Origin of the sequence: Sulfitobacter alexandrii (assembly GCF_001886735.1) — a bacterium.
Classification (GTDB): Bacteria; Pseudomonadota; Alphaproteobacteria; order Rhodobacterales; family Rhodobacteraceae; genus Sulfitobacter; species Sulfitobacter alexandrii.
In genome coordinates, this window is record NZ_CP018076.1 from 669,534 (window position 1) to 692,281 (window position 22,748).

Annotated in this window: 21 protein-coding genes; 11 read left to right on the top strand and 10 right to left on the bottom strand. The window is 64.6% G+C overall.

Annotated features, from left to right (window positions below):
* From BOO69_RS03280 to BOO69_RS03300, 5 genes are read left to right on the top strand one after another with little or no spacing between them, the layout of a single operon-like run.
* Complete coding sequence (locus BOO69_RS03280; RefSeq protein ID WP_071970269.1) at positions 1-351, top strand: Na+/H+ antiporter subunit C; 351 nt, start codon at positions 1-3, stop codon at positions 349-351.
* Positions 348-2,012 carry a monovalent cation/H+ antiporter subunit D gene (locus tag BOO69_RS03285; RefSeq protein ID WP_071970272.1) on the top strand — a complete coding sequence of 555 codons (1,665 nt, stop codon included), beginning with the start codon at positions 348-350 and terminating at the stop codon, positions 2,010-2,012. The genes BOO69_RS03280 and BOO69_RS03285 overlap by 4 nt, the downstream gene beginning before the upstream one ends.
* A 1-nt stretch (position 2,013) precedes the next feature.
* Positions 2,014-2,514, top strand: coding sequence for a Na+/H+ antiporter subunit E (locus BOO69_RS03290; RefSeq protein WP_071970274.1), 501 nt, complete (start codon positions 2,014-2,016; stop codon positions 2,512-2,514).
* Positions 2,511-2,798, top strand: a complete 288-nt coding sequence (locus BOO69_RS03295) for a K+/H+ antiporter subunit F (RefSeq protein ID WP_071970276.1) — start codon at positions 2,511-2,513, stop codon at positions 2,796-2,798. Before BOO69_RS03290 ends, BOO69_RS03295 begins: the two co-directional genes overlap by 4 nt.
* Positions 2,795-3,193 (top strand): Na+/H+ antiporter subunit G, encoded by a 399-nt coding sequence (locus BOO69_RS03300; RefSeq protein ID WP_071970278.1) that lies wholly within the window; start codon positions 2,795-2,797, stop codon positions 3,191-3,193. The genes BOO69_RS03295 and BOO69_RS03300 overlap by 4 nt, the downstream gene beginning before the upstream one ends.
* 2 nt (positions 3,194-3,195) lie before the next feature.
* Here BOO69_RS03300 and BOO69_RS03305 read toward each other — a convergent pair whose 3' ends face one another.
* From BOO69_RS03305 to hpaR, 5 genes are all read right to left on the bottom strand, one after another.
* Positions 3,196-4,458, bottom strand: coding sequence for a hypothetical protein (locus tag BOO69_RS03305; protein WP_071970280.1), 1,263 nt, complete (start codon positions 4,456-4,458; stop codon positions 3,196-3,198).
* A gap of 113 nt (positions 4,459-4,571) precedes the next feature.
* A complete protein-coding gene (locus tag BOO69_RS03310) occupies positions 4,572-5,762 on the bottom strand; it encodes a hypothetical protein (protein WP_071970282.1) in 1,191 nt (396 codons plus the stop codon).
* Positions 5,763-5,935: 173 nt separating this feature from the next.
* Positions 5,936-7,126, bottom strand: a complete 1,191-nt coding sequence (locus BOO69_RS03315; RefSeq protein ID WP_071970284.1) for a hypothetical protein — start codon at positions 7,124-7,126, stop codon at positions 5,936-5,938.
* A gap of 164 nt (positions 7,127-7,290) precedes the next feature.
* Entirely contained in the window at positions 7,291-8,481 is a 1,191-nt protein-coding gene (locus BOO69_RS03320; RefSeq protein WP_071970286.1) for a hypothetical protein, read from the bottom strand.
* Between the two features lie 325 nt (positions 8,482-8,806).
* Complete coding sequence (hpaR, locus tag BOO69_RS03325; protein ID WP_071970288.1) at positions 8,807-9,286, bottom strand: homoprotocatechuate degradation operon regulator HpaR; 480 nt, start codon at positions 9,284-9,286, stop codon at positions 8,807-8,809.
* 73 nt (positions 9,287-9,359) lie between these two features.
* On the opposite strand from hpaR, the gene BOO69_RS03330 reads away from it, so the two are divergent.
* The 6 genes from BOO69_RS03330 to BOO69_RS03355 all read left to right on the top strand — a co-directional run bounded on the left by BOO69_RS03330 (position 9,360) and on the right by BOO69_RS03355 (position 17,180).
* Positions 9,360-9,743 carry a 5-carboxymethyl-2-hydroxymuconate Delta-isomerase gene (locus tag BOO69_RS03330; protein WP_071970290.1) on the top strand — a complete coding sequence of 128 codons (384 nt, stop codon included), beginning with the start codon at positions 9,360-9,362 and terminating at the stop codon, positions 9,741-9,743.
* Between the two features lie 2 nt (positions 9,744-9,745).
* A complete protein-coding gene (gene hpaE / locus BOO69_RS03335; protein ID WP_071973613.1) occupies positions 9,746-11,257 on the top strand; it encodes a 5-carboxymethyl-2-hydroxymuconate semialdehyde dehydrogenase in 1,512 nt (503 codons plus the stop codon).
* A 9-nt stretch (positions 11,258-11,266) separates the two neighbouring features.
* Positions 11,267-12,250, top strand: a complete 984-nt coding sequence (gene hpaD / locus BOO69_RS03340) for a 3,4-dihydroxyphenylacetate 2,3-dioxygenase (protein ID WP_071970292.1) — start codon at positions 11,267-11,269, stop codon at positions 12,248-12,250.
* A complete protein-coding gene (locus BOO69_RS03345) occupies positions 12,247-13,107 on the top strand; it encodes a fumarylacetoacetate hydrolase family protein (RefSeq protein ID WP_071970294.1) in 861 nt (286 codons plus the stop codon). Before hpaD ends, BOO69_RS03345 begins: the two co-directional genes overlap by 4 nt.
* Positions 13,104-13,904 carry a 2-oxo-hept-4-ene-1,7-dioate hydratase gene (gene hpaH, locus BOO69_RS03350; protein WP_071970296.1) on the top strand — a complete coding sequence of 267 codons (801 nt, stop codon included), beginning with the start codon at positions 13,104-13,106 and terminating at the stop codon, positions 13,902-13,904. Before BOO69_RS03345 ends, hpaH begins: the two co-directional genes overlap by 4 nt.
* A gap of 66 nt (positions 13,905-13,970) precedes the next feature.
* Complete coding sequence (locus tag BOO69_RS03355; RefSeq protein WP_071970298.1) at positions 13,971-17,180, top strand: 2Fe-2S iron-sulfur cluster-binding protein; 3,210 nt, start codon at positions 13,971-13,973, stop codon at positions 17,178-17,180.
* On the opposite strand, the gene BOO69_RS03360 is transcribed toward BOO69_RS03355, so the two are convergent.
* From BOO69_RS03360 to hmgA, 5 genes are all read right to left on the bottom strand, one after another.
* Positions 17,181-17,363 (bottom strand): DUF2783 domain-containing protein, encoded by a 183-nt coding sequence (locus BOO69_RS03360; protein ID WP_071970300.1) that lies wholly within the window; start codon positions 17,361-17,363, stop codon positions 17,181-17,183.
* Position 17,364: 1 nt separating this feature from the next.
* Positions 17,365-18,987, bottom strand: coding sequence for an FAD-dependent oxidoreductase (locus tag BOO69_RS03365; protein WP_071970302.1), 1,623 nt, complete (start codon positions 18,985-18,987; stop codon positions 17,365-17,367).
* Between the two features lie 24 nt (positions 18,988-19,011).
* Complete coding sequence (locus tag BOO69_RS03370) at positions 19,012-19,962, bottom strand: MBL fold metallo-hydrolase (protein WP_071970304.1); 951 nt, start codon at positions 19,960-19,962, stop codon at positions 19,012-19,014.
* A gap of 67 nt (positions 19,963-20,029) precedes the next feature.
* Positions 20,030-21,283, bottom strand: coding sequence for a fumarylacetoacetase (fahA, locus tag BOO69_RS03375; protein ID WP_071970306.1), 1,254 nt, complete (start codon positions 21,281-21,283; stop codon positions 20,030-20,032).
* A 58-nt stretch (positions 21,284-21,341) separates the two neighbouring features.
* Positions 21,342-22,703, bottom strand: coding sequence for a homogentisate 1,2-dioxygenase (gene hmgA, locus BOO69_RS03380; protein WP_071970308.1), 1,362 nt, complete (start codon positions 22,701-22,703; stop codon positions 21,342-21,344).
* Positions 22,704-22,748 lie beyond the last annotated feature (45 nt).

A 22,748-nucleotide genomic window follows, 5' to 3' on the forward strand; every position in this document is an offset into this window, starting at 1 on the left:
ATGGAATTTCTCGTTGCTTCGGCCATTGGCGTGATGACCGCCGGGGGGCTGTACCTTGTGCTGCGCCTGCGGACCTTTCCGGTGATCATGGGCATTTCGCTGCTGACCTATGCGGTCAACGTGTTCCTGTTCGCGTCTGGGCGGTTGACCCTTGGGGCGCCGCCGATCCTGACGGATGCGGAACGCTATACCGATCCGCTGCCGCAGGCGCTGGTGCTGACCGCCATCGTGATCTCCTTCGGGATGACGGCGGTGATCGTGATGATCGCGCTGGGGGCCTACCTCGGCGCGGATGACGATCACGTCGACGATCCTGCCAAGGGCGATACCGCAGCGGAGGACAAGGCATGACCCACTGGATCATCGCCCCCGTCGTTCTGCCCGCGATGCTGGCCCCGTTCATCGTACTGGCCGCGCGCTATCACATCGGCATCCAGCGGGTTTTCTCGGTCGCCGGTGTGCTGGCGCTGATCGCGATTGCCGCCGGGCTGACATGGCAGGCATCGGATGGCACGGTCACGCTGTACCAGCTTGGTGACTGGGCCGCGCCCTTCGGCATCGTGCTGGTGGCCGACCGGCTGAGCACGATGATGGTCCTGCTGACGGGTGTCCTGGCGCTCTTCGTGGTGCTCTACGCGATCGGGTCCGGATGGGACAGCAGGGGGCGGCATTTCCACGCGCTGTTCCAGTTCCAGTTGATGGGGATCATGGGCGCTTTCCTGACCGGCGACCTGTTCAACCTCTTCGTGTTCTTCGAGGTGCTGCTGATCGCCTCCTACGGGCTGATGATCCACGCGGGCGGCAACGCACGGCTGCGGGCCGGGGTGCAATATGTGCTCTACAACCTGCTGGGATCGACGCTGTTCCTGTTTGCGCTGGGGGCGCTTTACGCCCAGACCGGCACGCTGAACATGGCCGACCTGGCGGAACGTGTCGCGATGATCGATGCCGCCGATACGGTGGGCATCCGCATCGCGTCGGTGATGCTGCTGATGGTCTTTGCCGTCAAGGCGGCGCTGGTGCCGCTGCATTTCTGGCTGCCGTCGAGCTATGCCGAGGCCCCGGCGCCCGTGGCGGCGCTGTTCGCGATCATGACCAAGGTGGGCGCCTATGCGATCATCCGGGTCTACACGCTGATCTTTGGCCCCGACGTAGCGGCGACAGAGGGGCTGCACGGGCTGTGGCTGATGCCGCTGGCGCTGGTGTCGCTGGCCATCGGGATGGTCGGCGTGCTGGCCGCGCGGCAGTTCGACCGGCTGGTCGCCTATTCCGTGATCGGGTCGATGGGGATGGTCATGGTTTCCATCGCGCTGTTCACCCAGGCGGGCATCGCCGCAGCGCTCTATTACATCATCCATTCGACACTGGCGGCGGGGGCCCTGTTCCTGATCACCGATCTTGCGCGGGCGGGGCGATCGGATCTCGATCTGACGGCGCAGCCGCCCATCGCGGGCGGGCCGCTGACGGCGGCGCTGTTCTTTGTCGCGGCCATCGCGATGGCAGGCCTGCCGCCGCTGTCGGGGTTCGTCGGCAAGCTGCTGATCCTCGACGCCGGCTTCGCCAGCGGCTGGGTGATCTGGATCTGGGCGGTGGTGCTTGGTTCCAGCCTCGTCTCGGTGGTCGGATTTGCCCGCGCGGGCAGCACCCTGTTCTGGAAAGCGCGCAGCGTGACGGTGCCCGACGACGTGGACGAGCCCGAGGATACCAAGAGCCTCGAGAACGCCGAAGCGACCCTGCACGGCGAAGCCAGACTGGTGCCGTCCACCCTGTCGTACGCGGCTGTTGGCGGTCTGCTGTCGCTGCTGGTGCTGCACACGGTTCTCGCCGGGCCGGTCTATCGCTACACCGACGCGACGGCGTCGCAGCTCTTCGGACCGGACGACTACGTCTCGACCGTACTGGACACGAAGGGCAAGCTGACGCGACCCAAGGCCGAGAGCCCGGAGGGTTCATACGGCGGCGCGGGGGATCACGGCGCGCCCGAGGGCGACGCGAAAGAGGAGGGACACTGAGATGATGCGTGCCATTCGGTGGCTGTTGCCACATCCGTTCCTGACCCTGCTGCTGGCCGTGGTCTGGACGCTGCTTCAGAACGACGTCACCGCGGGGATGGTCGTTTTCGGCCTGATCCTGGGAATCTTCATCCCCATCGCCACGGCCCAGTGGTGGCCAGACCGGCCCGGCGGGATCAGGCCCTTCCGGATGCTCAGCTATTGCCTGCTGGTCATGTGGGACATCATCGTGGCCAACATCGAGGTTGCCTGGATCGTGTTGACCAAGTCCAACGCGGCGATGCGTCCGGCGTGGGTCGTGATCCCGCTGGACCTGCGCAAGCCCGAGGCGATCACGATTCTCGCCGGCACCATCACCCTCACGCCGGGGACCGTGTCGGCTGACTTGTCCGACGAGGGGCACAGCCTGCTGGTCCATGCGCTCGACGCGCCGGACCCGGACGCCGTCCGGGACGAGATCAAGCAGCGGTACGAACGCCGATTGAAGGAGATTTTCGCATGACCCTTGCCAATGACGTGATGCAATGGTGCCTGGTCGCGGCCTTCGTCTGTGTCGCGCTGAGCCAGCTTGGCGCGATGGTGCGGCTGTTGATCGGGCCGTCCACGGGCGACCGGATTCTGGCCCTCGACACGATGGTGATCAACGCCATCGGCCTGATCGTGCTTCTGGGCCTGGCTCAGGGAACCGCCATCTATTTCGAGGCTTCGCTGATCATCGCCATGCTCGGCTTCGTGTCGACCGTGGCCTACGCGCGGTTCGTGCTGCGGGGGGACATCATCGAATGACGTTCGAAGTGATTGGAACCTATGCCGCGGCCTTCTGCCTTGTCGTGGGCGCGGTTTTTGCCCTAGTGGCGGCAATCGGCCTTCTGAAGCTGAACGATTCCATGACCCGGCTGCACGCCCCCACCAAGGTGGGGACGGTGGGGATCGGGTCGCTGCTGCTGGCGTCGATGATCCATTCCTTCGTCGTCGGCGAAGGCTCGCTGCACGAGCTGCTGATCATCGCTTTCCTGTTCGTGACGGCACCGATTTCGGCGAATTTCATCGCCAAGGTGAACATCCACAAGCGTGCCTGCGACATGCCGCCGGCACCGCCCCGGGATGACACGTGGTCGACCCTGAATGTGCCGGCGGCGGACCTCGAGATCGAGGAAACGGAAACTGAGCCGACGCGCTAAGTTTACGGTTGGCGCGTCCGGATCAGCGCCTTGAGTTCTGCGAGTTCGGCGCGCAACGCGTCGACCTCCGCCAGACGGGCCTCCTGCTCCAGCGTATATAGCGTCAGTTCCTCGACCTTTTTCAGCAGGGTCATCTGCATCTGCGTCAGGTCGACACCCTCCGCCCTGATCTCGGCCTCGGAGGGCACGTCCGGTAGGTGGCTGTTCGCGTCGATGAAGGCGCGGACCTCGGGCAGGGGTTTGAGGGCGTAGTCATCGGCGAACACGTAGTCCGGCACGTTCATGTCGATGTTGTTGACGACGAGCGTGCCGGTCACGACGACCTCGTCCGGGCGGCCGTTGCGGCCCAGCCGCAGCAAATTGTTGGCCGCGAGGTTGTCGATCTTGAAAGGGGTGTTCCCGCCCGCGATGCCGACGTTCAGCCGGCCCGAGCTTTGCTGGTTGCGGAACTCCCAGGTGGTCGGGATGGTGCCGTTCTGCCGGATCCGGAACGCCGAGTCGGACCCGGCCCCCTGGGCGTCGAACAGCGCGAAGGAGTCCGTGTTCGGCGCGGTGGTCAAGATGTGCAGCTTTTCCTCGGGTACAGCGGTGCCCAGACCGACGTCGCCATTGTCCTTGATCCGGAACGCGGCGTAGGGCGCATCCGCCTCGATGACGAAACTGGCTGCGCTGCGGATGATCGAAAATTCGTTGTGGTTGCCTTGCATCCGCCATGTCGATGCGGGGTTTCCCGTCGATGTTGATTGCTCCAGCCGGATGGAGGGAAAGGAGGGGCCGACGATGTGCAGTTCGGATGCGGGAAACATCGTTCCCAGCCCCAGTTTGCCGTCACTCGCGAGGAACAGGGCGTTGTCTGGCGCACCACCGGCAATGGTGAAGGGTGTGGTTCCCGCCGTGGCGTCCTCGACTGCGAATTTCTCCAGCCCCCCTGCGTCGTTGTCGTTGATCCGCAGAACCCAGTCGCGATCAGGATTGGAGGGTCCGGAGGTGTCGTTGAACTCGATCGTGTTCTGAGTGTACTGGAAACGCAGTGTCACATCGTTCGCGAAGGTCTCGTTCGTGGTGCAGGTATTGCCGATGCACAGACTGCCGTCGATGACGCTGTCGTCTTCGACGTAGAGACTGCCGGAGGCGGGGGATGTGGACTCACTGATGGTCAGATCGCCCTGGATGGTCGTGTCTCCGGGGATGACCGTCTGAGCCGAAAGGGGCGCCGCGGCCAGCACACACGCCAGACAGTATAGAACCTTGAAATCGGATTTCATGAGCTTGCTCCCGCCGGTCAAAATGAACCGGCCTAATGATACTTTGAAATGATCCAGCCCGTTTCGGGGTGGTGGGCAAAGGCTATGCGAAGCCTTTGCCGTCTGTCAAAGAATCACCGATCTGCCATCAGTTTTTCCACCATGGCGCGAAGCTCCGCGATTTCGGCGCGTTGCGCCGTGATTTCGCGGTCCTGCGAAATCGTGTGCAGTGTCAGTTCCTCGATCTTCTCGAGCTGCGCCATCTGCATCCGGGACATGTCGAGCCCTGTCTCCGCTACATCGGCCGCAGAGGGGACGCCGGGCAGATGGCCGTTGTCCGCGATGAAGGCATCGACTTCCGCAAGGGTCGGCAGGTCGTAGCCGGGTTCAAACACGTAGTCAGGCACGTTCATGTCGGTGTTGTTGACCACGAGCGTGCCGGTCACGACGACTTCGTTCCGGCGGCCGTCACGTCCAATCTTGAGCAGGTTGTCTGCGGCCCGATTGTCGATCTTGAGAGGGGTGTTGCCGTTCTTAAGCCCGATATTCAGACGGCCGGAGCCCTGCTTGTTTCTGATTTCCCACGTGCTTCCGACGTCACCGCTCTGGCCCAGAAGGAGACCTGCGTCCGAGCCTTCGCCAAAGGCATAGACGTGGATGAGGGCATCGGTGTCAGGCGCGTCCGTGGCGACATCGAGCACTTCGGACGGGATTCTTCTCCCGATCCCTACCTTGCCTTCGGAGCTCACGAAGAACGCGCCGTTGGGCGCACCCGCGCGTATCTCGAAAGGCGTCGTCCGGTCCTGCAGGTCGTAGAGGGAAAATCCTGTGTTGCTCGCTCGAAGGTCCCAAGTGTAGTTCGGAGCCACCGTTTCTTCGAAACGGATCCCGGCGTAATCTCGACCGATGATATGGATATCCTGCTGCGGAAAGGCCGTTCCCAGCCCGAGGTTGCCATTGGGCTGAAGCCGGAGGCTATTTGTCTGCGCGTTTGCATCCACGCGGAACGGGACCGAACCGGAATTGGAATGCTCGATCGCGAAATAGTTGTCGAAGCCGCCTGCGCCGTCGTTGATGAGGATCCGCCAGTCGTCGTTCGTCGACTGGCCAGGCGAGGACGTGTCTTCGAAATCTAGACGCACCGTGCTGTTCTTGAGACGAAGCTGATTGTCATCGCGTGTCTCGGCGTCCAGGCAGGGGCCGCCGACGCAGAGAAAGCTCCGGATGGTTGGACTGCTGTTCGAGAGTACTTCGGCTTGGGCGGACAACGGAGCCAGCAGGCCGAGCGCGGTGGAAAAGAAAACGGATATTTGGAAACGGGTCAAGAAAAACTCCCTGCATTTTGCGGGGGCACTAATAATAACCCTGAGTAATCAGGGGTTTGATCGCTCGCTGCCCCCTCCGGCGAGCAGGAAAAGTCTAGGCGAGGGGGCGGCAGCCTGTCAAATCTGCCGCCCGTCGGCACGCCAGCCGGGGCCGTCTTCATGCCGCTGGACGGTCAGCGATCGGCCAACAGGGCTTCGATCATGCCTTCGAGCAGGGCAATGCGGTCGCGCTGTTCTGCATTCGCCTTGCCCAGGTCGATGACATGCAGCGTCAGTTCCTCGATCTTCTCCAGCTGGGCCATCTGCATCCGGGTCATGTCGAGACCAGACTCAGCCACTTCGGCGGCCGAGGGGACGCCGGGCAGATGGCCGTTGTCCGCGATGAAGGCATCGACTTCCGCAAGGGTCGGCAGGTCGTAGCCGGGTTCGAACACGTAGTCTGGCACGTTCATGTCGGTGTTGTTGACCACCAGCGTGCCGGTCACGACGACCTCGTCCGGGCGGCCGTTGCGGCCCAGCCGCAGCAGGTTGTTGGCTGCGAGGTTATCGATCTTGAAGGGGGTATTCCCGCCCGCGATGCCGACGTTCAGCCGCCCCGAGGTCTGCTGGTTGCGGAACTCCCATGTGGTCGGGATCAGGCCGTTCTGCCGGATCCGGAACGCCGAGTCGGACCCGGGCCCCTGGGCGTCGAACAGCGCGAAGGAATCGGTGTTCGGCGTCGTGGTCACGATGTGCAGCTTTTCTTCGGGGTTTCGGGTACCGATGCCGGTAAACCCGACCGAGTCGATCAGGAAGGCACCGTTGGGCGCGCCCCCGCGGACTTCGAAAGGAATACCGCTGCTTTGAGGATCAAAGAGGTAGAAGCCCGCACTGTTGCCTCTCAGCTCCCAGGCGAATGCCCCGCCAGAAAATTCTTCGAAACGAATCCCGGCTTCGCCACTGCCGACGATATGCAGGTTCTGTTGCGGCAGGGCCGTTCCCAGCCCCAGGTTCCCCGCGGCATTCACCTTCAGCGCGTTCGTGGGGGCGCCGGCATCGACGCGGAACGGCGTGAGGCCGGCGCTTGCATCGTTAATCGAGAAGTAGCTCTCGCCGCCGCCGAAAGTATCGTTGATCACGATCCTCCAATCATTGGTCGGCAAGCCAGCAACGTCAGAGTCGTCTTCGAAATGCAGCCGGACGCTATTTCCTTTCAAGCGCAGCTCGTCGCCTTGGGGGTTCTCGGGATCGATGCAACCGGGGCCGACACAGAGGAAGCTTCTGATCGTCGGGTTCGTCGTGGAAAGCACCTCGGCGTAGGCGGTAATGGGCGCGAGCAGGCTCAGCGCGGCTGAGAACAGGAAAGTGGAACGAAAACGGGTCATGGCAATGCTCCCAATATATGAAGGGGCACTGAAAATGGGTCTGCAAATCGCAGGAATTCAAATATCCGCCGCCCCCGGTCGCGGACGGCGTCAGGCTAGTGCGACGGGCGGTGCCCTGTCAAACGCGCCGATCGGGACGCGTCCGGCAGGGCAATCATTCGGTCTCAGCGGTTCGAGAGCAGGTCTGTGACCATGCCTTCGAGCAGGGCAATGCGGGCGCGCTGTTCTGCATTCGCCTTGCCAAGGTCGATGACATGCAGCGTCAGTTCCTCGATCTTCTCGAGCTGGGCAAGCTGCATCCGGGTCATATCAAGCCCTGTTTCGGCTACATCCTCTGCCGAGGGGACGCCGGGCAGATGACCGTTTTCCGCGATGAAAGCGTCGATTTCCGCGAGGGTCGGCAGATCGTATCCGGGTTCGAAAACGTAGTCCGGCACGTTCATCTCGGTATCGTTGACGACCAGCGTGCCGGTGATGACCACCTCGTCCGGGCGGCCGTTGCGGCCCAGCCGCAGCAGGTTGTTGGCGGCGGTGTTGTCGATCTTGAAGGGCGTGTTGCCGCCCGCGATGCCGACGTTCAGCCGCCCCGAGGTCTGCTGGTTGCGGAACTCCCACGTGGTGGGGATCAGGCCGTTCTGCTTGATGCGGAAGGCGGAATCCGATCCGCTCCCCGCCGCCTCGAACAGCGCGAAGGCATCGGTATCGGGGGCGGTGGTGCGGATGTGCAGCAACTCTTCCGGCGCAGAGGTGCCCAGACCGACGAAGCCACTGCTGACGACGCTGAAGCTGCCGTCGGGGGCGCCCGGTTCGATGCTATAGGGCGTGGTGCCGTTGGTGGCGTCCGAGACGTAGAATGCGTTGTGGTTCGCATTGATGTCCCAGACCTGCACCGGGGCGCTGCCGCCCCGCTGGTCCATGCGCAGGCTGACGGTACTGGCGTCCACCATGTGCAATTCCCGCAGCGGCATCGCGGTCTTGAGCCCGATCCGCCCGGTCGGCGCCATGAACAGCGCGTTTTCGGGAGCACCCGCGGAGAGGCGGAAGATCTGCGGCCCGCGGGTGGCGTCCTGAATGGCAAAGTATTCTTCCGTTCCGCTGGCACTGTCGTTGATCATGATGCGCCAGTCGTTGTCGGGGCTGCTGGAACTCGACACATCGTCGAAGTGGATGCGGATCGTGTTGTCCTTGATGCGGAAATCGTCGATTCCCGCGATGTCCTGATCGGCGCAGTTGAAACCGACGCAAAGAAAGCTCCGGATGGTCGGATTGTCTTCGCTCAGGACTTCGGCCTGGGCGCAGGCAGGTAGGGTGACTGCCGCGACCGCAACAGCGCTGAGATAGGTCTTCAAGGGCATTGGTGTCCTCATCGTTCGTTATTGGCCTGTGGAATTGGAAATCGGGAGCGCGGATGGCGCGGCCCGTGGCTTCGCGGTCGGTCGGGCACGCGTGCTGAAAACAGCCATGATGCCGGTGTCCGTCAAACCTGTTGCTCCGCTGTGAGTTGCCTTTCGAACGGCACCTTGCCCGGACGATTTGGCTTAAACTGGGCGAAGGAATGGCATCTGGGCGGCAAAATGGCCGTTGCGGTTGCGGCGGGTTGGCCGGCGCATCCGCGGTCCCGGCCGGTCGGCGCAAAGGCACGCAAGGTGGCGGTCATCCACGGCGGGCAGGGGGGGCTGGCTACCGGAAGTCCTGAAGCGCGCCCAGCAGGTCCAGCAGTTTCTCGTAGTTTTCGTGCCCCAGCGACCTGCGGATACGGTCTGCGATGCGCAGCGCCTCGGCGTGATTGTCCTCGATCACCTGCTGACCCGCAGGGGTGATCGCCAACATCTGCCGGCGGCGGTCGCCGTTGTCACGGGTGCGGGTGACAAAGCCTCGGTCCGACAGGCTGCGCACGATCCGCGTGAGACTGGGAAGCAGGAGGCTTGCGCGTTCGGCCACTTCCGTCGCGTCGAGCGTGCCGCCCTCGGACAGGACGCGCAGCACGCGCCACTGCTGTTCGGTGATGCCTGTCTCGCTCAACATCTCGCGGACCGGGGCCATCACCCTTTCCCGCGCGCGGATCAGCGCGATCGGCAGGGACCGGTCGGTGGGGGGCAGCGTGGATGGTCTGGGATCGTCTGGATCGGTCACGGCAAACCTGCTTTCGGGTGGGTTCATCTGGGATTTTGCGATTGACAGTGCAAGGTCATATTGCTTTACATGTTAACTAAATGGAAGGGGAGTTTCGGCCTTGCCGCATCTCATCATCGACTACTCGGCAAATCTTGAAGATGCGATCGATATGGCCGGGCTGTGCGAACGGCTGCGCGTCGTGGCGACGGGGCTGGAGGCGTTTCCGGCGGCGGGGGTGCGGGTGCGCGCCCATGCGGCGCGGCACTACGCCATCGCGGACGGCAACTCGGCGCATGGCTTCATCGACGTGTCGGTGCGGCTCCGGGCGGGGCGCGATCCGGAGGTGAAGAAGGCTGCCACCCAGGCGCTGTTCGATGCGGCGGAAGCCTTCATCGCGCCCGTCATGGCGACCCGTCCCATCGCCCTGTCCTTCGAGATGCGGGACATAGATCCCGCGCTGTCGCCCAAGACGGGCACCATTCGTGACCATCTGGAGGGTTGATCGTGTCAAAGTTGAACGAGAACGTCGAGAAGCTGGAGCGCCACCTGGCACGCTTCCGCGAAGGCGGCATCGCCAATCGCATCGGGGGGCAGGACCGTTCCGGTGCGGGTGGCACATTCCAGACCGTGTCCCCCGTGGACAAGAGCGTCATCTGCGATGTGGCGCGGGGGCAGGCGGCGGACATCGACGCGGCGGCGCAAGCGGCCCATGGTGCGTTTCCCGCGTGGCGGGACATGCCCGCGAAGGAACGCCGAGCGATCCTGATCCGCATCGCCGAGGGAATCGAGGCACGGGCCGAGGAGATCGCGCTCTGCGAATGCTGGGATACCGGGCAGGCGTGGAAGTTCATGTCAAAGGCAGCCCTGCGCGGGGCCGAGAACTTTCGCTATTTCGCCGACCAGGTCACATCGGCGCGGGACGGGCGGCACCTGCCGTCGCCCACGTTGATGAATGTCACGACCCGCAAACCCATCGGGCCCGTGGGTGTCATCACGCCGTGGAACACGCCTTTCATGCTCTCCACGTGGAAGATCGCCCCGGCGCTGGCGGCGGGCTGCACGGTGGTGCACAAACCCGCCGAAGCCTCGCCCCTCACGGCGCGCCTGCTTGTCGAGATCGCCGAGGAAGCGGGATTGCCTCCCGGCGTGCTGAATACCGTCAACGGTTTTGGCGAGGAGGCGGGCAAGGCCCTGTGCGAGCATCCGATGATCCGGGCCATCGCCTTTGTCGGGGAAAGCCGGACGGGCAGCATGATCGTGAAACAGGGGGCGGACACGCTCAAGCGCAACCACCTCGAGCTGGGCGGCAAGAACCCGGTGATCGTCTTTGACGACGCCGATCTGGACCGCGCGCTGGATGCGGTGATCTTCATGATTTACTCCATCAATGGCGAACGCTGCACCTCTTCCTCGCGGCTGCTGGTGCAGGACACGATCCGCGCCGAGTTCGAGGCAAAGCTGATCGAAAGGGTCAATGCCATCAAGGTCGGTCATCCGCTGGACCCCGCGACCGAGGTTGGCCCGCTGATCGGCGAGGAACATTTCGCCAAGGTGAGATCCTATTTCGACATCGCCCGGCAGGACGGGGCGACCGTCGCGGCAGGGGGCGAGACGCTGGGCGACACGGGATATTTCGTCCGCCCGACGCTGTTCACCGATGCCCGCAACGACATGCGGATCGCGCGGGAGGAGATATTCGGCCCCGTGCTGACCTCCATCCCCTTCTCGACGGAGGAGGAAGCGCTGGCGCTGGCCAATGACACCGAATACGGGCTGACCGGCTACGTCTGGACAAACGACCTGACCCGCGCCCTGCGCTTTACCGACGCGCTGGAGGCGGGGATGATCTGGGTGAATTCCGAGAACGTCCGCCATCTTCCCACCCCCTTTGGCGGGGTCAAAGCCAGCGGCATCGGCCGTGACGGCGGCGATTGGAGCTTCGAGTTCTACATGGAGCAGAAGCACATCGGTTTCGCCACCGGGCAGCACAAGATTACCCGCCTCGGCGCTGAATAGGAGATCCGCATGAGCGTTCCCGCACCCAATCTGTATCCGCCTTTCAACGTCGTCCGGCTGAGCCATACCTGCCTCAATGTCTCGGATCTGGACACAAGCCGGGCCTTCTATACCGACACGCTCGGACTGCAAGTCACGGACGAGGAGGGCGACCGCGTCTATCTGCGCGCGATGGAGGAACGGGGCCATCACTGCGTGATCCTGCAGAAATCCGACCGGCCCGGCACGGTCGAGGTGATGGGCTTCAAGGTGTGGGACGAGGATGACCTCGACCGGGCGGAGACCTATTTCCGTGAGCGCGGGCAGCCGACCGAGTGGGTTGAACGGCCTTACCAGGGCCGCACGCTGCTGACCCGCGACAACATCGGCATCCCGCTGGAATTCTATCACAAGATGGACCGTTTGCCGCCGATCCATCAGCAGTACGCGCTGTATCGCGGGGTCAAGCCGCTGCGGATCGACCATTTCAACTGCTTCTCGCCGGACGTGGATGCGTCGGTCGCATTCTACAATGACTTCGGTTTCCGCGTCAGCGAATACACCGAGGACGAGGAAAGCGGGCACCTCTGGGCCGCGTGGATGCACCGGAAGGGTGGCGTGCACGACATGGCATTCACCAACGGGCGGGGGCCACGCATGCACCACGTCGCCTTCTGGGTGCCGACGCCCCTCAACATCATCGACCTGCTGGACCTGATGGCCACCACGGGTTTCGTCAAGAACATCGAGCGGGGGCCGGGACGACACGGCATCTCGAATGCCTTCTTCCTTTACATCCTTGATCCCGACGGTCACCGGATCGAGATCTACTGCTCTGATTATCAGACGCTCGACCCCGATCACGAGCCGATCAAGTGGGATCTCAAGGATCCGCAGCGCCAGACGCTCTGGGGGGCGGCCGCCCCCAAAAGCTGGTTCGAACATGGATCGAATTTCGTCGGTCAGGAAACGACGGAGGCGGTGCTGAAGGCCACGCCGATCGTCGCGCCATGAGGGACGCACGGTTCGCCAGCTTCCTCGCCGACGGAGCCCGCCACTACGGCGCGGTGACGGACGCCGGAATGATCGCGCTGTCGCCGCAGTTTCCCCAGTGGCCGACGTTGCAGGCGGCCATCGCGGACGGCGGTTTGCCCCTTCTGGCCGAGGCGGCCCGGGGCGCTGCCGTCAGCCATGCCGATTTCACCTATGACATTCCGCTTCCCGATGCGCGGCGCATCATCTGTGTCGGCGTGAACTTTCCCGACCGAAACGCCGAATACAAGGACGGCAGCGCGCAGCCGAAGTACATGTCGCTCTTTCCCCGTTTCGCGAGCGGATTCACAGGGCACAACACCCCGCTGATCCGGCCGCCCGAGAACCACACGCTGGACTACGAAGGGGAGGTGGCGGTGGTCATCGGCACGTCCGGACGCAGGATCGCGGCCAGTGATGCCTATGACCACATCGCGGCGCTGACGCTGTGCAACGAGGGGACGATCCGCGACTGGGTGCGCCATGCCAAGTTCAACGTCACGCAAGGCAAGAACTGGGACCGGTCCGGCGCGATGGGGCCGTGGCTCGTGCCCTTCACCGACGCGGCGCAGATCGACGACGCGCATCTGGTGACGCGCGTGAACGGCGAAGTGCGGCAGGACGATCACCTGCGCAACATGGTCTTCCCGATCCGCGAGCAGATCGCCTACATCTCAACGTTCATGACATTGCAGCCGGGCGACATCATCGTCACCGGTACGCCCACCGGGGCAGGCGCGCGCTTCGACCCGCCGCGCTACCTGGTGCCGGGTGACGTGGTTGAGGTCGAAGTGTCCGGCATCGGGACGCTGCGCAACGGGGTGGAGGACGAAGCATGACGCCGCAGGATCACGCAAAGGTTGCAGCGGACCTGCTGCGCGCGGAACAGACCGGCAAGCAGATCGGCCTCATTTCCAAGGCATATCCCGGGATCACGATGGACGATGCCTATGCGATCCAGTCCGCGATCCTCGCGTCCAAGCTGGCGGCGGGCCGCAGTGTCATCGGCTGGAAAATCGGCCTGACCTCAAAGGCGATGCAGACTTCTCTGGGCATCGACATTCCCGACAGCGGAATCCTGTTCGACGACATGGCGTTCGAGGACGGCGCGGTGGTGCCCGAGGGGCGGTTCATCCAGCCGCGGGTGGAGGCCGAGATCGCCTTTGTCATGGGTTCCGCATTGGGCGGAGAAGAGGTGACGCGGGCCGAGGTACTGGCGGCGACCGACCATGTGGCGCCGGCGCTGGAGATTCTGGACACGCGTGTGCAACGGAAGGATCCCGAGACCGGGGCGGCGCGGGTGATCTTTGACACGATCAGCGACAACGCGGCGAACGCGGGTATCGTGCTCGGACCCCAGCGGCACGCGCCCGACAGTCATGACCTGCGCTGGGTTGGCGCGATCGTCACCCGCGATGGCGCCGTCGAGGAGACGGGTCTGGGCGCCGGTGTCCTGAACAATCCCGTGGAAAGCGTGGTGTGGCTGGCCCGGCGCATGGCGCAATACGGGCAGAAGATCGAGGCGGGCCAGATCATCCTGTCGGGCAGCTTCATCCGCGCGGTGGAATGCCCGCCGGGGGCGGTCATCGCGGCGGACTTCGGCACGTTCGGATCGGTCGGCGTCAGCTTTGCCTGATCGGTTGACAAGGGCCGTTCGGCAGGGACCGTCGCGGCCTGACCAGACGGCGAAGGGGCCCGCGCGATGACATTCCGCCTGTTTTCGGACAAGCACCGCCCGGTGCACATGGGCCCCTATCCCTCCGAGCTGCTGGCGCGGCAGGACGGGCCGGCGGACCTGTCCGGCGTGCCGGAGATGCGGCAGCTCGGCTTTGCCCGACCGGACGACCCGCATTCCATCCTGAACGCGATGCGCGAACATCAGGCGATGCTGGACGCGATCCGGGACGGGCTGATCAACCGGGGCGTTTCCGAGGTGCCGGAGGACCTGCAGGAGCGTGCCAATCATCTGAAAGCGTTCGGGTACTTCTCGGACGCGGCGGTGGTGGGGGTCTGCGAACTGCCCGCCGCGGCGGTGCTCGGGACACCCTTTCGCAACCCCGACATCGACCGTCTGGCGCAGGATCTGCGGACGCGGCAGACCAAGACGCTGGCCTCGGGGATCGACATGATCATGGCGGACCTCAAGGAATCGATGGAAGCGCCGCCGGGCACGATCGACGGACATACCCATGCGTTGGTTTTCCTCTACGAGAACCCGCGCGACGTGGCGCCGGGTGAAGCGGGAACCGGCTGGATCAGGGAGGCGCAGGCGCATCGGGCGGGGCTGCTCGCGGCGGAGACGGCGGTGGTGCTGGCGAACTACCTTCGGGTGCTGGGCCACGACGCCCGGGGGCATACGGTGTCCACATCGGATGTCGACCTTGGCCGGCTGGCGGTGGCGGCGGGGCTGGCGACCGTGGAGGACGGCGCGCTGCATCATCCCTACATCGGCAGGCGCTTTGGATTGGCGGCGGTGACGACCAGCTTTGCCATGGCGCCGGACAGGCCCCTTGCCCCGATGGCGGCGCAGCCTGCCTCGGCCTTTGGGGCGCGGTGGAAGCTGGGAACGGGATTTCGCAAGAACGCGATCAACGCGGTGCCCTATGCCAAGCGACGGTTCGTGGACGGGGCGCACCCGTTCGAGCGGCTGAAACGCGTGGACGACCCCACCACCTACATCGACGAGGCGCGGGTGGCGCGGGTGCCCAAGCGGACCGACATGTTCGCCCGCGCCCAGTTCGGCGACATGGGCAAGGCCCTGCAGGAAGGCGCAAAGGGCGGATACTACGTGCGCAAGGCGGCGCCCTCGACCGCGCAGCGCCGGGCGCTGGGGGCGTTCGTTCTGTTGCAGGACGGGGCCCCGGCGGCGGACAAGGTCACGCTGGACCCGGCGGAGGCCGCCGCGCTGGTCAAGGCGACCTGCTATTACCTCGGGGCGGATGCGGTCGGCATTTCGCGCTGCCCGGACTGGGCGTGGTATTCGCATGACGCCACCGGCGCGCCCATCGACCCGCCCCACGATCAGGCGGTGTCGCTGATCATCGACCAGGGCTACGAGACGATGGAGGGGGCGTCGGGCGACGACTGGATCAGCGTGGCCCAGTCGATGCGCGCGTATCTGCGGTTCTCGCTGATCGGCGGGGTGGTGGCGAAACAGATCCGAAACCTCGGCTACAGCGCCAAGGCGCATACGGTGATGGACGGCGAGGTGCTGCAACCGCCGCTTCTGCTCCTGAGCGGGCTGGGCGAGGTCAGCCGCATCGGCGAGGTGATCCTGAACCCCTATCTCGGGCCAAGGCTCAAATCCGGTGCGATCACCACCGACCTGTCGATGGCGCATGACAAGCCCATCGACTTTGGCCTGCAGAAGTTCTGTGAGTCCTGCAACAAGTGCGCGCGGGAGTGTCCTTCGGGCGCGATCACCGCCGGACCGAAGCTGATGTTCAACGGCTACGAGATCTGGAAATCGGACAGCCAGAAATGCGCGACCTACCGGATCACCACGCCGGGCGGCGCGATGTGCGGACGCTGCATGAAGACCTGCCCCTGGAACCTTGAGGGCATCTTCAAGGAGGCGCCGTTCCGCTGGGCGGCGATGAACCTGCCCGCGGCGGCTCCGGCCTTGGCACGACTCGATGACGCGGTCGGCAACGGCGGGCTGAACCCGGTCAAGAAGTGGTGGTGGGATCTGGAGATTGCCGAGGACGGCGGGTACCGTCCGACGGACAAGCCGGTGAACGAACGGCACCTGCAACGTGATCTCGACCTGCGGTACGAGGACCAGACCCTGGCCGTTTATCCCGCGCCGCTGGCCCCTCATCCGTACCCTTACCCCGATCCAATGGACCGCGAGGCGGGTATCGCCGCCTACCAGGCGATGATCCCGGCGGCGGACTACCGGCGGCGGTTGTCCGAGGGCGACGAGACCATGGTGCATCGCTATGGCGACCAATCCGACAGCCCGGTGATCGAGGTCCGGATCACCAAGGCCGAAAAGATGGCCGCGGGCATCACCAAGTACGAGTTTCAGCCTGTCGCGGGGGGCGCGTTGCCCGCGTGGCAGGCGGGGGCGCATCTGGACATCGTGGTGGCCCCCGAGTTCCTGCGCCAGTATTCCATGTCGGGCGACCCCGGCGACCGCAGCACCTATCAGATCGGGGTGCTGATGGAGGATATGGGGCGCGGCGGATCGAAACTGCTGCACCGCATCTTCGCAGAGGGGCGGCGGGTCTTCATCTCGAACCCGATCAACCATTTCCCGCTGGACCCGGAGGCGCCGTTCTCGCTGCTGATGGGGGGCGGCATAGGGGTGACGCCGATGATCGCGATGGCGCACGAACTGCACCGCGCGGGGCGCGATTTCTCGCTGCACTACTCGGGCCGGTCCCGCGCCAGCATGGGCTATCTGGCGGACCTCGCGGTCGTGCCCTGGGCTGACCGTGTGCATCTGCACATCACCGATGAGGACACGCGCGCCGACCTGGGTGCCGTCATGGGCGGCCTGCCTGAGGGCACGCATGTCTATACCTGCGGGGCGGACCGCTACATGTCGGCGGTGCTGGCGGCGGCAGAGGCGGCGGGCGTCCCGGAGGAGGCGCGCCACCTCGAGTATTTCTCCGTGCCGGAGGTGCCAGAGTACGAGAACCACGACTTCGTCCTGCGGCTCGCGCGGTCTGGGCGCGAGCTGACCGTGCCTGCCGATAAGAGCGCGACCGACGTGCTGGCTGAAAACGGCATCCAGGTGGACGTCAAATGCTCGGACGGGATCTGTGGCGTGTGCAAATGCGGGCTGGTTTCCGGCGTGGTCGAACACCGCGATTTCGTGCTGTCGAAAGCGCAGCGGCAGGGCGCGATCATCCTGTGCCAGAGCCGCGCGGCGGAACCCGGTGGCGTGGTAGAGGTGGACCTGTGACTACTTCGCCGCCGCCAGTGCCGCCCGGATCACCTCGCGGTCGCCGATGTGGTTGCACAACACCAAGATCAGCCGCGCGTTGAGCGCATCCGATTCCGCTTTTGTCAGCCCTTCATGCGCGCGCAGCAATTCATCGTAGAACCCGTCTTGGTCGGGGATGTTCGGGGTCAGTGTCACGGCCATGTCAGCTGTCCTTTCCGATGGCGCGGGCGATGGCGGCAGCGATGGCTTGCGCGTCGAAGCCGGGCCAGCGGGCCACCACATGCTGGTCGGGTCGGATGAGATAGACGGCCTGCTCCGCATCGCCGAGGTAGCGGCGGGTCATTGCGTCGGAGGGTGTGGCGATTTCCACGACGCCCGCGTCGATGCCCTGCGCGCTGACGGCGTCCGCGGTGCAGCCCAGGGCGAGGATGGTGAACCTGCCGTGCAGATGATCCAGCAGGAAGCCGTCCTCGACCGGGGCGTCGACGCAGGGCGCACCGGGGCGGGTCGCGGCGGGGCCCTGCAACGCATCCGGGCCGAAATGCGGGAAGCCGTCGTAGGTGCAGGGCACCGAAAGGCGGCCCGAGTTCACCAGCGGGCGGGCGAAGGCGTGCCGCCCGGCGAGGTCCAGAACCGCGTTGCGGAAGATCGTGCTGATCTCGGTCTTGGGCGTCATGAAATCGGTCGCGCGGGAGGAATTCAGAATGTTCTCGTCCGCGCCGTATTCCCGCTCGGTCGCGTAGCTGTCGAGCAGGCTGTCGTCGGCCAGTCCGCGCAGCACCAGATCCAGCTTCCAGCCGAGGTTGTCGGCATCCTGCACGCCGGAGTTCGCGCCGCGCGCGCCGAAGGGAGAGACCTGGTGCGCGCTGTCGCCGGCAAAGATCACGTTGCCATGCCGGAAGGTCTGCATTCGGCGGCACTGGAAGGTGTAGATCGAGGTCCATTCCAGTTCGTACTCCGGGACGGTGCCGGTCTGGCTGGACAGCATCGCGTCGACGCGGGCGCGGATGCGCGCCGGGTCGAGTTCCGCCTTGCGGTCGATGTCCCAACCCAGCTGGAAATCGATGCGCCAGATGTCGTCGGGTTGCTTGTGCAGCAGCGCGGACTGGCCCGCGCCTTCGAAAGGGGGATCGAACCAGAACCAGCGTTCGGTCGGAAAATCCGCTTTCATGTGCACGTCCGCGATGAGGAAGTTGTCCTCGAAAACGCGGCCGTCGAAGGTCAGGCCCATCATGTCCCGCAGGGGCGAGCGCGCGCCGTCGCAGGCGATCAGGTAATCGGCCTCGATCCGGTAGGGGCCGTCCGGGGTATCCACATCAAGCGTGGTGAACCCCTTTTCGCGGGTGATGCCGGTGACCTGGTTGGCGCCTCGGATCTCGATCGGCGCACCGTCCGCCTGCGCTTTTTTGATGGCTTCCACCAAGTAGCGTTCGAAGTACGGCTGCTGCAGGTTGATGAATGCGGGGTGCCGGTGTCCATCCTCGGGCAGGAGGTTGAATTCGAACACCTGCCCATCGGCGTGAAAGACACGCCCCGTGTTCCAGACAACGCCCTTGTCCACCATCGGCGCCGCCGCCCCGAGCCTGTGCGCAATGTCGAGGGTGCGCTTGGCAAAGCAGATCGCCTTCGATCCCAGTCCCGCGCCTTCATGGTCGTCCAGCACCAGCGCAGGCGTGCCCTTCAGCCCCAGATCGAGCGCCAGCGCCAGGCCGATGGGGCCGCCGCCGACGATCACCACCGGATGCCGCAGGGGTGCCTGCGATTGCGCGGGCACCCGTGCGTAGGGGTAGAGTTTGAAAGCGGTCTGGTATCTGACGGCAACCATGCTGATCCTCCCGAGGCGCGCAGGTTATGCCTGCAGCGCGTTCCACATCTCGATGTCGCGTTCCGCCGTCCAGATGCGCGGCGTGTCGATGCCGCGTGCCTCGTCGTAGGCGCGGGCGACGTTGAAGGGCAGGCAGTGTTCGTAGATCGCGTAGTCCGCGAACTTGGGATCGCAGGCGGCGCGCACGGCGTCCCATGCCTCCTTCAGGGTGCCGCCGCTTGCCGCGACACGGGCGGCGGGCGCGTAGGTGGAGTTCACGAAATCGCGGGTGCTGTCGATGGCGCGATTGACGGCCTCCCTGCCCACCAGCGCACCGCCGCGTCCCGGAGCGATGGCGTCCAGATCGTAGGCCAGGATGCGGTCCAGCGTGCCGCCCCAGTCATTGAAATGCCCGTCACCGCAGTAGCAGGCGGAATGATCCTCGACGATATCGCCGGTGAACATGACGTTCTGGTCGGGCACGTGGATCACCGCGTCGCCCGCGGTATGGGCGCGGCCGATGTGGCGAATGTCCACCCGGCGGTTGCCCAGATAGACCGTCATGCTGTCCGAGAATGTCGTGGTGGGCCAGGTCAGACCGGGGATGCTCTCGTGGCCTTCGAAGAGGCGGGGAAAGCGCTGGAATTCGCTGTCCCAGTCCTCCTGCCCGCGTTCCACCACCATGGCGCGGGCGGTATCGGACATGATGATCTGGTCGGCACCGTAGGCGGAGGCCCCCAGCACGCGCACGGCGTGGTAGTGGGTCATCACCACGTGGCTGATGGGCTTGTCGGTGACTTCGCGCACCTTCTCGATCACCTTGTTCGCCAGACGCGGGGTTGCCTGCGCCTCGACGATCATGACGCTGTCGTCGCCGATGATCACGCCGGAGTTGGGGTCTCCTTCGGCCGTGAAGGCCCAGAGCCCTTCTCCGACTTCGTCGAAGGTGATTTTCTTTTCGGTCATGTCACCTTGAGAGGCGAATGCTTTGGCCATGTCTTGTCCTTTCCGGCGTGGCGCCTGTGGTGGCGTCATGTTTGTGTATTTTTCGGAACAATGAAGCTCAGGGGAACTTCACCGCAGGTTTGATCGTGCTGGTGCAGCTGCCGAAGCCGATGCGGTAGCCATCGCCGCGGGCAGCGCCCTTGAGTGTCATCGTGTCGCCGTCCTCGATGAATGTGCGTGTCTCTCCGCTGTCCAGCGTGATCGGTTCCTTGCCGCCCCAGCTGAGTTCGATCAGGGAGCCTCGCTGGTCCTTTTCCGGGCCCGAGATGGTGCCCGAACCCAACAGGTCGCCGGCGTTCATCGCGCAGCCCGAGGACGCGTGATGCGCCAGCTGCTGGGCCGCGGAGTAATACATCTGGTTGTAGTTGGTGCGCGCGATGGTGCTCGGGTCCTTGCCTTCCGGGGCCATCGTCACTTCGAGCTCGATATCATAGAGCATCGGGCCGGGTTCGCGCAGGTAGGGCAGCAGTTCCCTTTCGCGTTCCGGGGTGGAGGTGCGGAAGGGTTCCAGCGCCGCGCGCGTCACGATCCAGGGCGAGATCGACGTGGCGAAGGCCTTGGCCTGGAACGGCCCGAGGGGCTGGTATTCCCACGGCTGGATGTCGCGGGCCGACCAGTCGTTCAGTAGCACGTAGCCGAAGATCATCTCGTCCGCCTGCGCCACGGTGACGGGCTGGCCCATCTCGGACGACGTGCCGACGATCGCCCCCATCTCGAGCTCGATGTCCAGCCGCTTGCTCGGGCCGAAGGAGGGCATGCCGGCGTCGGGCGCCTTGGTCTGGCCGTTGGGCCGCACAATGGGCGTGCCCGATACGACCACGGTAGAGGCGCGGCCGTTGTAGCCGATGGGGATGTGCAGCCAGTTCGGCGGCAGCGCGTTTTCCGCGCCCCGGAACATGGTGCCGATGTTGGTGGCGTGATGCTTGCCCGCGTAGAAATCGGTGAATTCGGTCACGACGAGCGGCATGTGCATCCGCGCTTCGGCCATCGGCACGAGGTGGGGCGCAACCTGCGCCTGGTCGGGGGCGTCCGCCGACAGCAGACCGGTCAGCCGGTCGCGCAGCGCGGCCCAGCCGTCGGGTCCCAGTTCCATCACGTCGTTCCAGTAGGGCACGTCGAACACCGGCTCCTCGGCCAGGTCGATTAGCCCTTCTTCCTCCATCGCGGCCATGTCGAGGATCATGTCGCCGATCGCCACGCCGCAACGCGGTTCCAGGCTGTCGGTCTCGAACACGCCATAGGGCAGGTTGTTGAGCGGAAAGTCGGTGTCGGCGCTGTTGGCGCTTTCCACCCAGGATTGGAGCAGGGTCATTGGTCTTCCTTGTGCTGATACCTGCCGGTTTCACTTAGGTCGAAACCGGCGGGGGGCATCATTTCTTGCCGGGGGTGCCGTCGAATTTCTTTTCCAGATCGGTCCAGCAGTCGATGTAGTCGTCCTGAAGCGGCGCTTCTTTTGCGGCAAAGGCGGTCAGGTGCTGCGGGAAGCGTGTCTCGAACATGAATGACATGGTGTTTTCCAGCTTCTCGGCCTTGAGATCGGCGTTCGACGCACCTTCAAAGGCGTTCTTGTCCGGGCCATGGGGCAGCATCATGTTGTGCAGAGACATGCCGCCGGGGACAAACCCCTTTGGCTTGGCATCGTAGATGCCGAAGATGTTGCCCATCAGTTCCGACATGACGTTCTTGTGGTACCACGGCGGGCGGAAGGTATCTTCGGCCACCATCCAGCGGTCGCGGAACAGGACGAAGTCGATGTTCGCGGTGCCTTCGACACCCGAGGGGGCTGTCAGCACCGTGAAGATCGACGGATCGGGATGGTCGAACAGGATCGCGCCGACAGGGCAGTAGGTGCGCAGGTCGTATTTGCAGGGGGCGTAGTTGCCGTGCCAGGCGACGACGTCGAGCGGGGAGTGTCCGATCTTCGTCTCGTGGAACTGGCCTGCCCATTTCACGGTGACGGTGGAGGGCGCGTCGCGGTCCTCAAAGGCCGCCACGGGTGTCTTGAAGTCGCGACGATTGGCCATGCAGTTGGCACCGATCGGGCCGCGGCCGGGCAGGTCGAACTTCTGGCCGTAGTTTTCGCACACGAAGCCGCGACAGGGCCCTTCGAGCACTTCGACCCGGTAGACCAGCCCCCGAGGGATGATCGCGATTTCCTGCGGTTCGATGTCGATCACACCCAGTTCGGTGGCAAAGCGCAGGCGGCCCTCCTGCGGGACAACCAGCAGTTCACTGTCGGCCGAGTAGAAATAGGCGTCCACCATGCTGTCGGTGACGAGGTAGATGTGGCTGGCCATACCGACCTGCGTGTTCACGTCGCCCGCCGTGGTCATGGTGCGCATGCCCGTGAGCCAGGTCAGCTTTCCTTCGGAATGCGGCACGGGATCCCAGCGGTACTGGCCGAGGCTGACCACGTCCGGGTCCACGTGCGGCGCGGATTTCCAGTAGGGCAGGTCGATCTTCTTGAACCGGTGCGTGTGCTTGACCGATGGGCGGATGCGGTAGCACCATGTGCGTTCGTTCTGGTGGCTTGGGGCGGTAAAGGCAGTGCCGGACAGCTGTTCGCCATAGAGGCCGTAGTTCACCTTTTGCGGGCTGTTCATGCCCTGCGGCAGTGCGCCGGGCAGCGCCTCCGTCTCGAAATCGTTGCCGAAGCCGGGCATGTACCCTTCGTGGGTGCCGACGGGCGTGGCGGCACTTTGCAGCGCGCGGGGGGCGACGTCCTTGTTCATGGCAGGTCCTTTCGCAAAACGTGAGGATGACATATTAGTTGGTTT

Bases quoted from the DNA above. Each gene is read 5' to 3' on its own strand.
- BOO69_RS03280 (WP_071970269.1), top strand. From the start codon at position 1: ATGGAATTTCTCGTTGCTTCGGCCATTGGCGTGATGACCGCCGGGGGG.
- BOO69_RS03285 (WP_071970272.1), top strand. From the start codon at position 348: ATGACCCACTGGATCATCGCCCCCGTCGTTCTGCCCGCGATGCTGGCC.
- BOO69_RS03290 (WP_071970274.1), top strand. From the start codon at position 2,014: ATGATGCGTGCCATTCGGTGGCTGTTGCCACATCCGTTCCTGACCCTG.
- BOO69_RS03295 (WP_071970276.1), top strand. From the start codon at position 2,511: ATGACCCTTGCCAATGACGTGATGCAATGGTGCCTGGTCGCGGCCTTC.
- BOO69_RS03300 (WP_071970278.1), top strand. From the start codon at position 2,795: ATGACGTTCGAAGTGATTGGAACCTATGCCGCGGCCTTCTGCCTTGTC.
- BOO69_RS03305 (WP_071970280.1), bottom strand. From the start codon at position 4,458: ATGAAATCCGATTTCAAGGTTCTATACTGTCTGGCGTGTGTGCTGGCC.
- BOO69_RS03315 (WP_071970284.1), bottom strand. From the start codon at position 7,126: ATGACCCGTTTTCGTTCCACTTTCCTGTTCTCAGCCGCGCTGAGCCTG.
- BOO69_RS03320 (WP_071970286.1), bottom strand. From the start codon at position 8,481: ATGCCCTTGAAGACCTATCTCAGCGCTGTTGCGGTCGCGGCAGTCACC.
- hpaR (WP_071970288.1), bottom strand. From the start codon at position 9,286: ATGAACCCACCCGAAAGCAGGTTTGCCGTGACCGATCCAGACGATCCC.
- hpaD (WP_071970292.1), top strand. From the start codon at position 11,267: ATGAGCGTTCCCGCACCCAATCTGTATCCGCCTTTCAACGTCGTCCGG.
- BOO69_RS03345 (WP_071970294.1), top strand. From the start codon at position 12,247: ATGAGGGACGCACGGTTCGCCAGCTTCCTCGCCGACGGAGCCCGCCAC.
- hpaH (WP_071970296.1), top strand. From the start codon at position 13,104: ATGACGCCGCAGGATCACGCAAAGGTTGCAGCGGACCTGCTGCGCGCG.
- BOO69_RS03355 (WP_071970298.1), top strand. From the start codon at position 13,971: ATGACATTCCGCCTGTTTTCGGACAAGCACCGCCCGGTGCACATGGGC.
- BOO69_RS03360 (WP_071970300.1), bottom strand. From the start codon at position 17,363: ATGGCCGTGACACTGACCCCGAACATCCCCGACCAAGACGGGTTCTAC.
- BOO69_RS03365 (WP_071970302.1), bottom strand. From the start codon at position 18,987: ATGGTTGCCGTCAGATACCAGACCGCTTTCAAACTCTACCCCTACGCA.
- BOO69_RS03370 (WP_071970304.1), bottom strand. From the start codon at position 19,962: ATGGCCAAAGCATTCGCCTCTCAAGGTGACATGACCGAAAAGAAAATC.
- fahA (WP_071970306.1), bottom strand. From the start codon at position 21,283: ATGACCCTGCTCCAATCCTGGGTGGAAAGCGCCAACAGCGCCGACACC.
- hmgA (WP_071970308.1), bottom strand. From the start codon at position 22,703: ATGAACAAGGACGTCGCCCCCCGCGCGCTGCAAAGTGCCGCCACGCCC.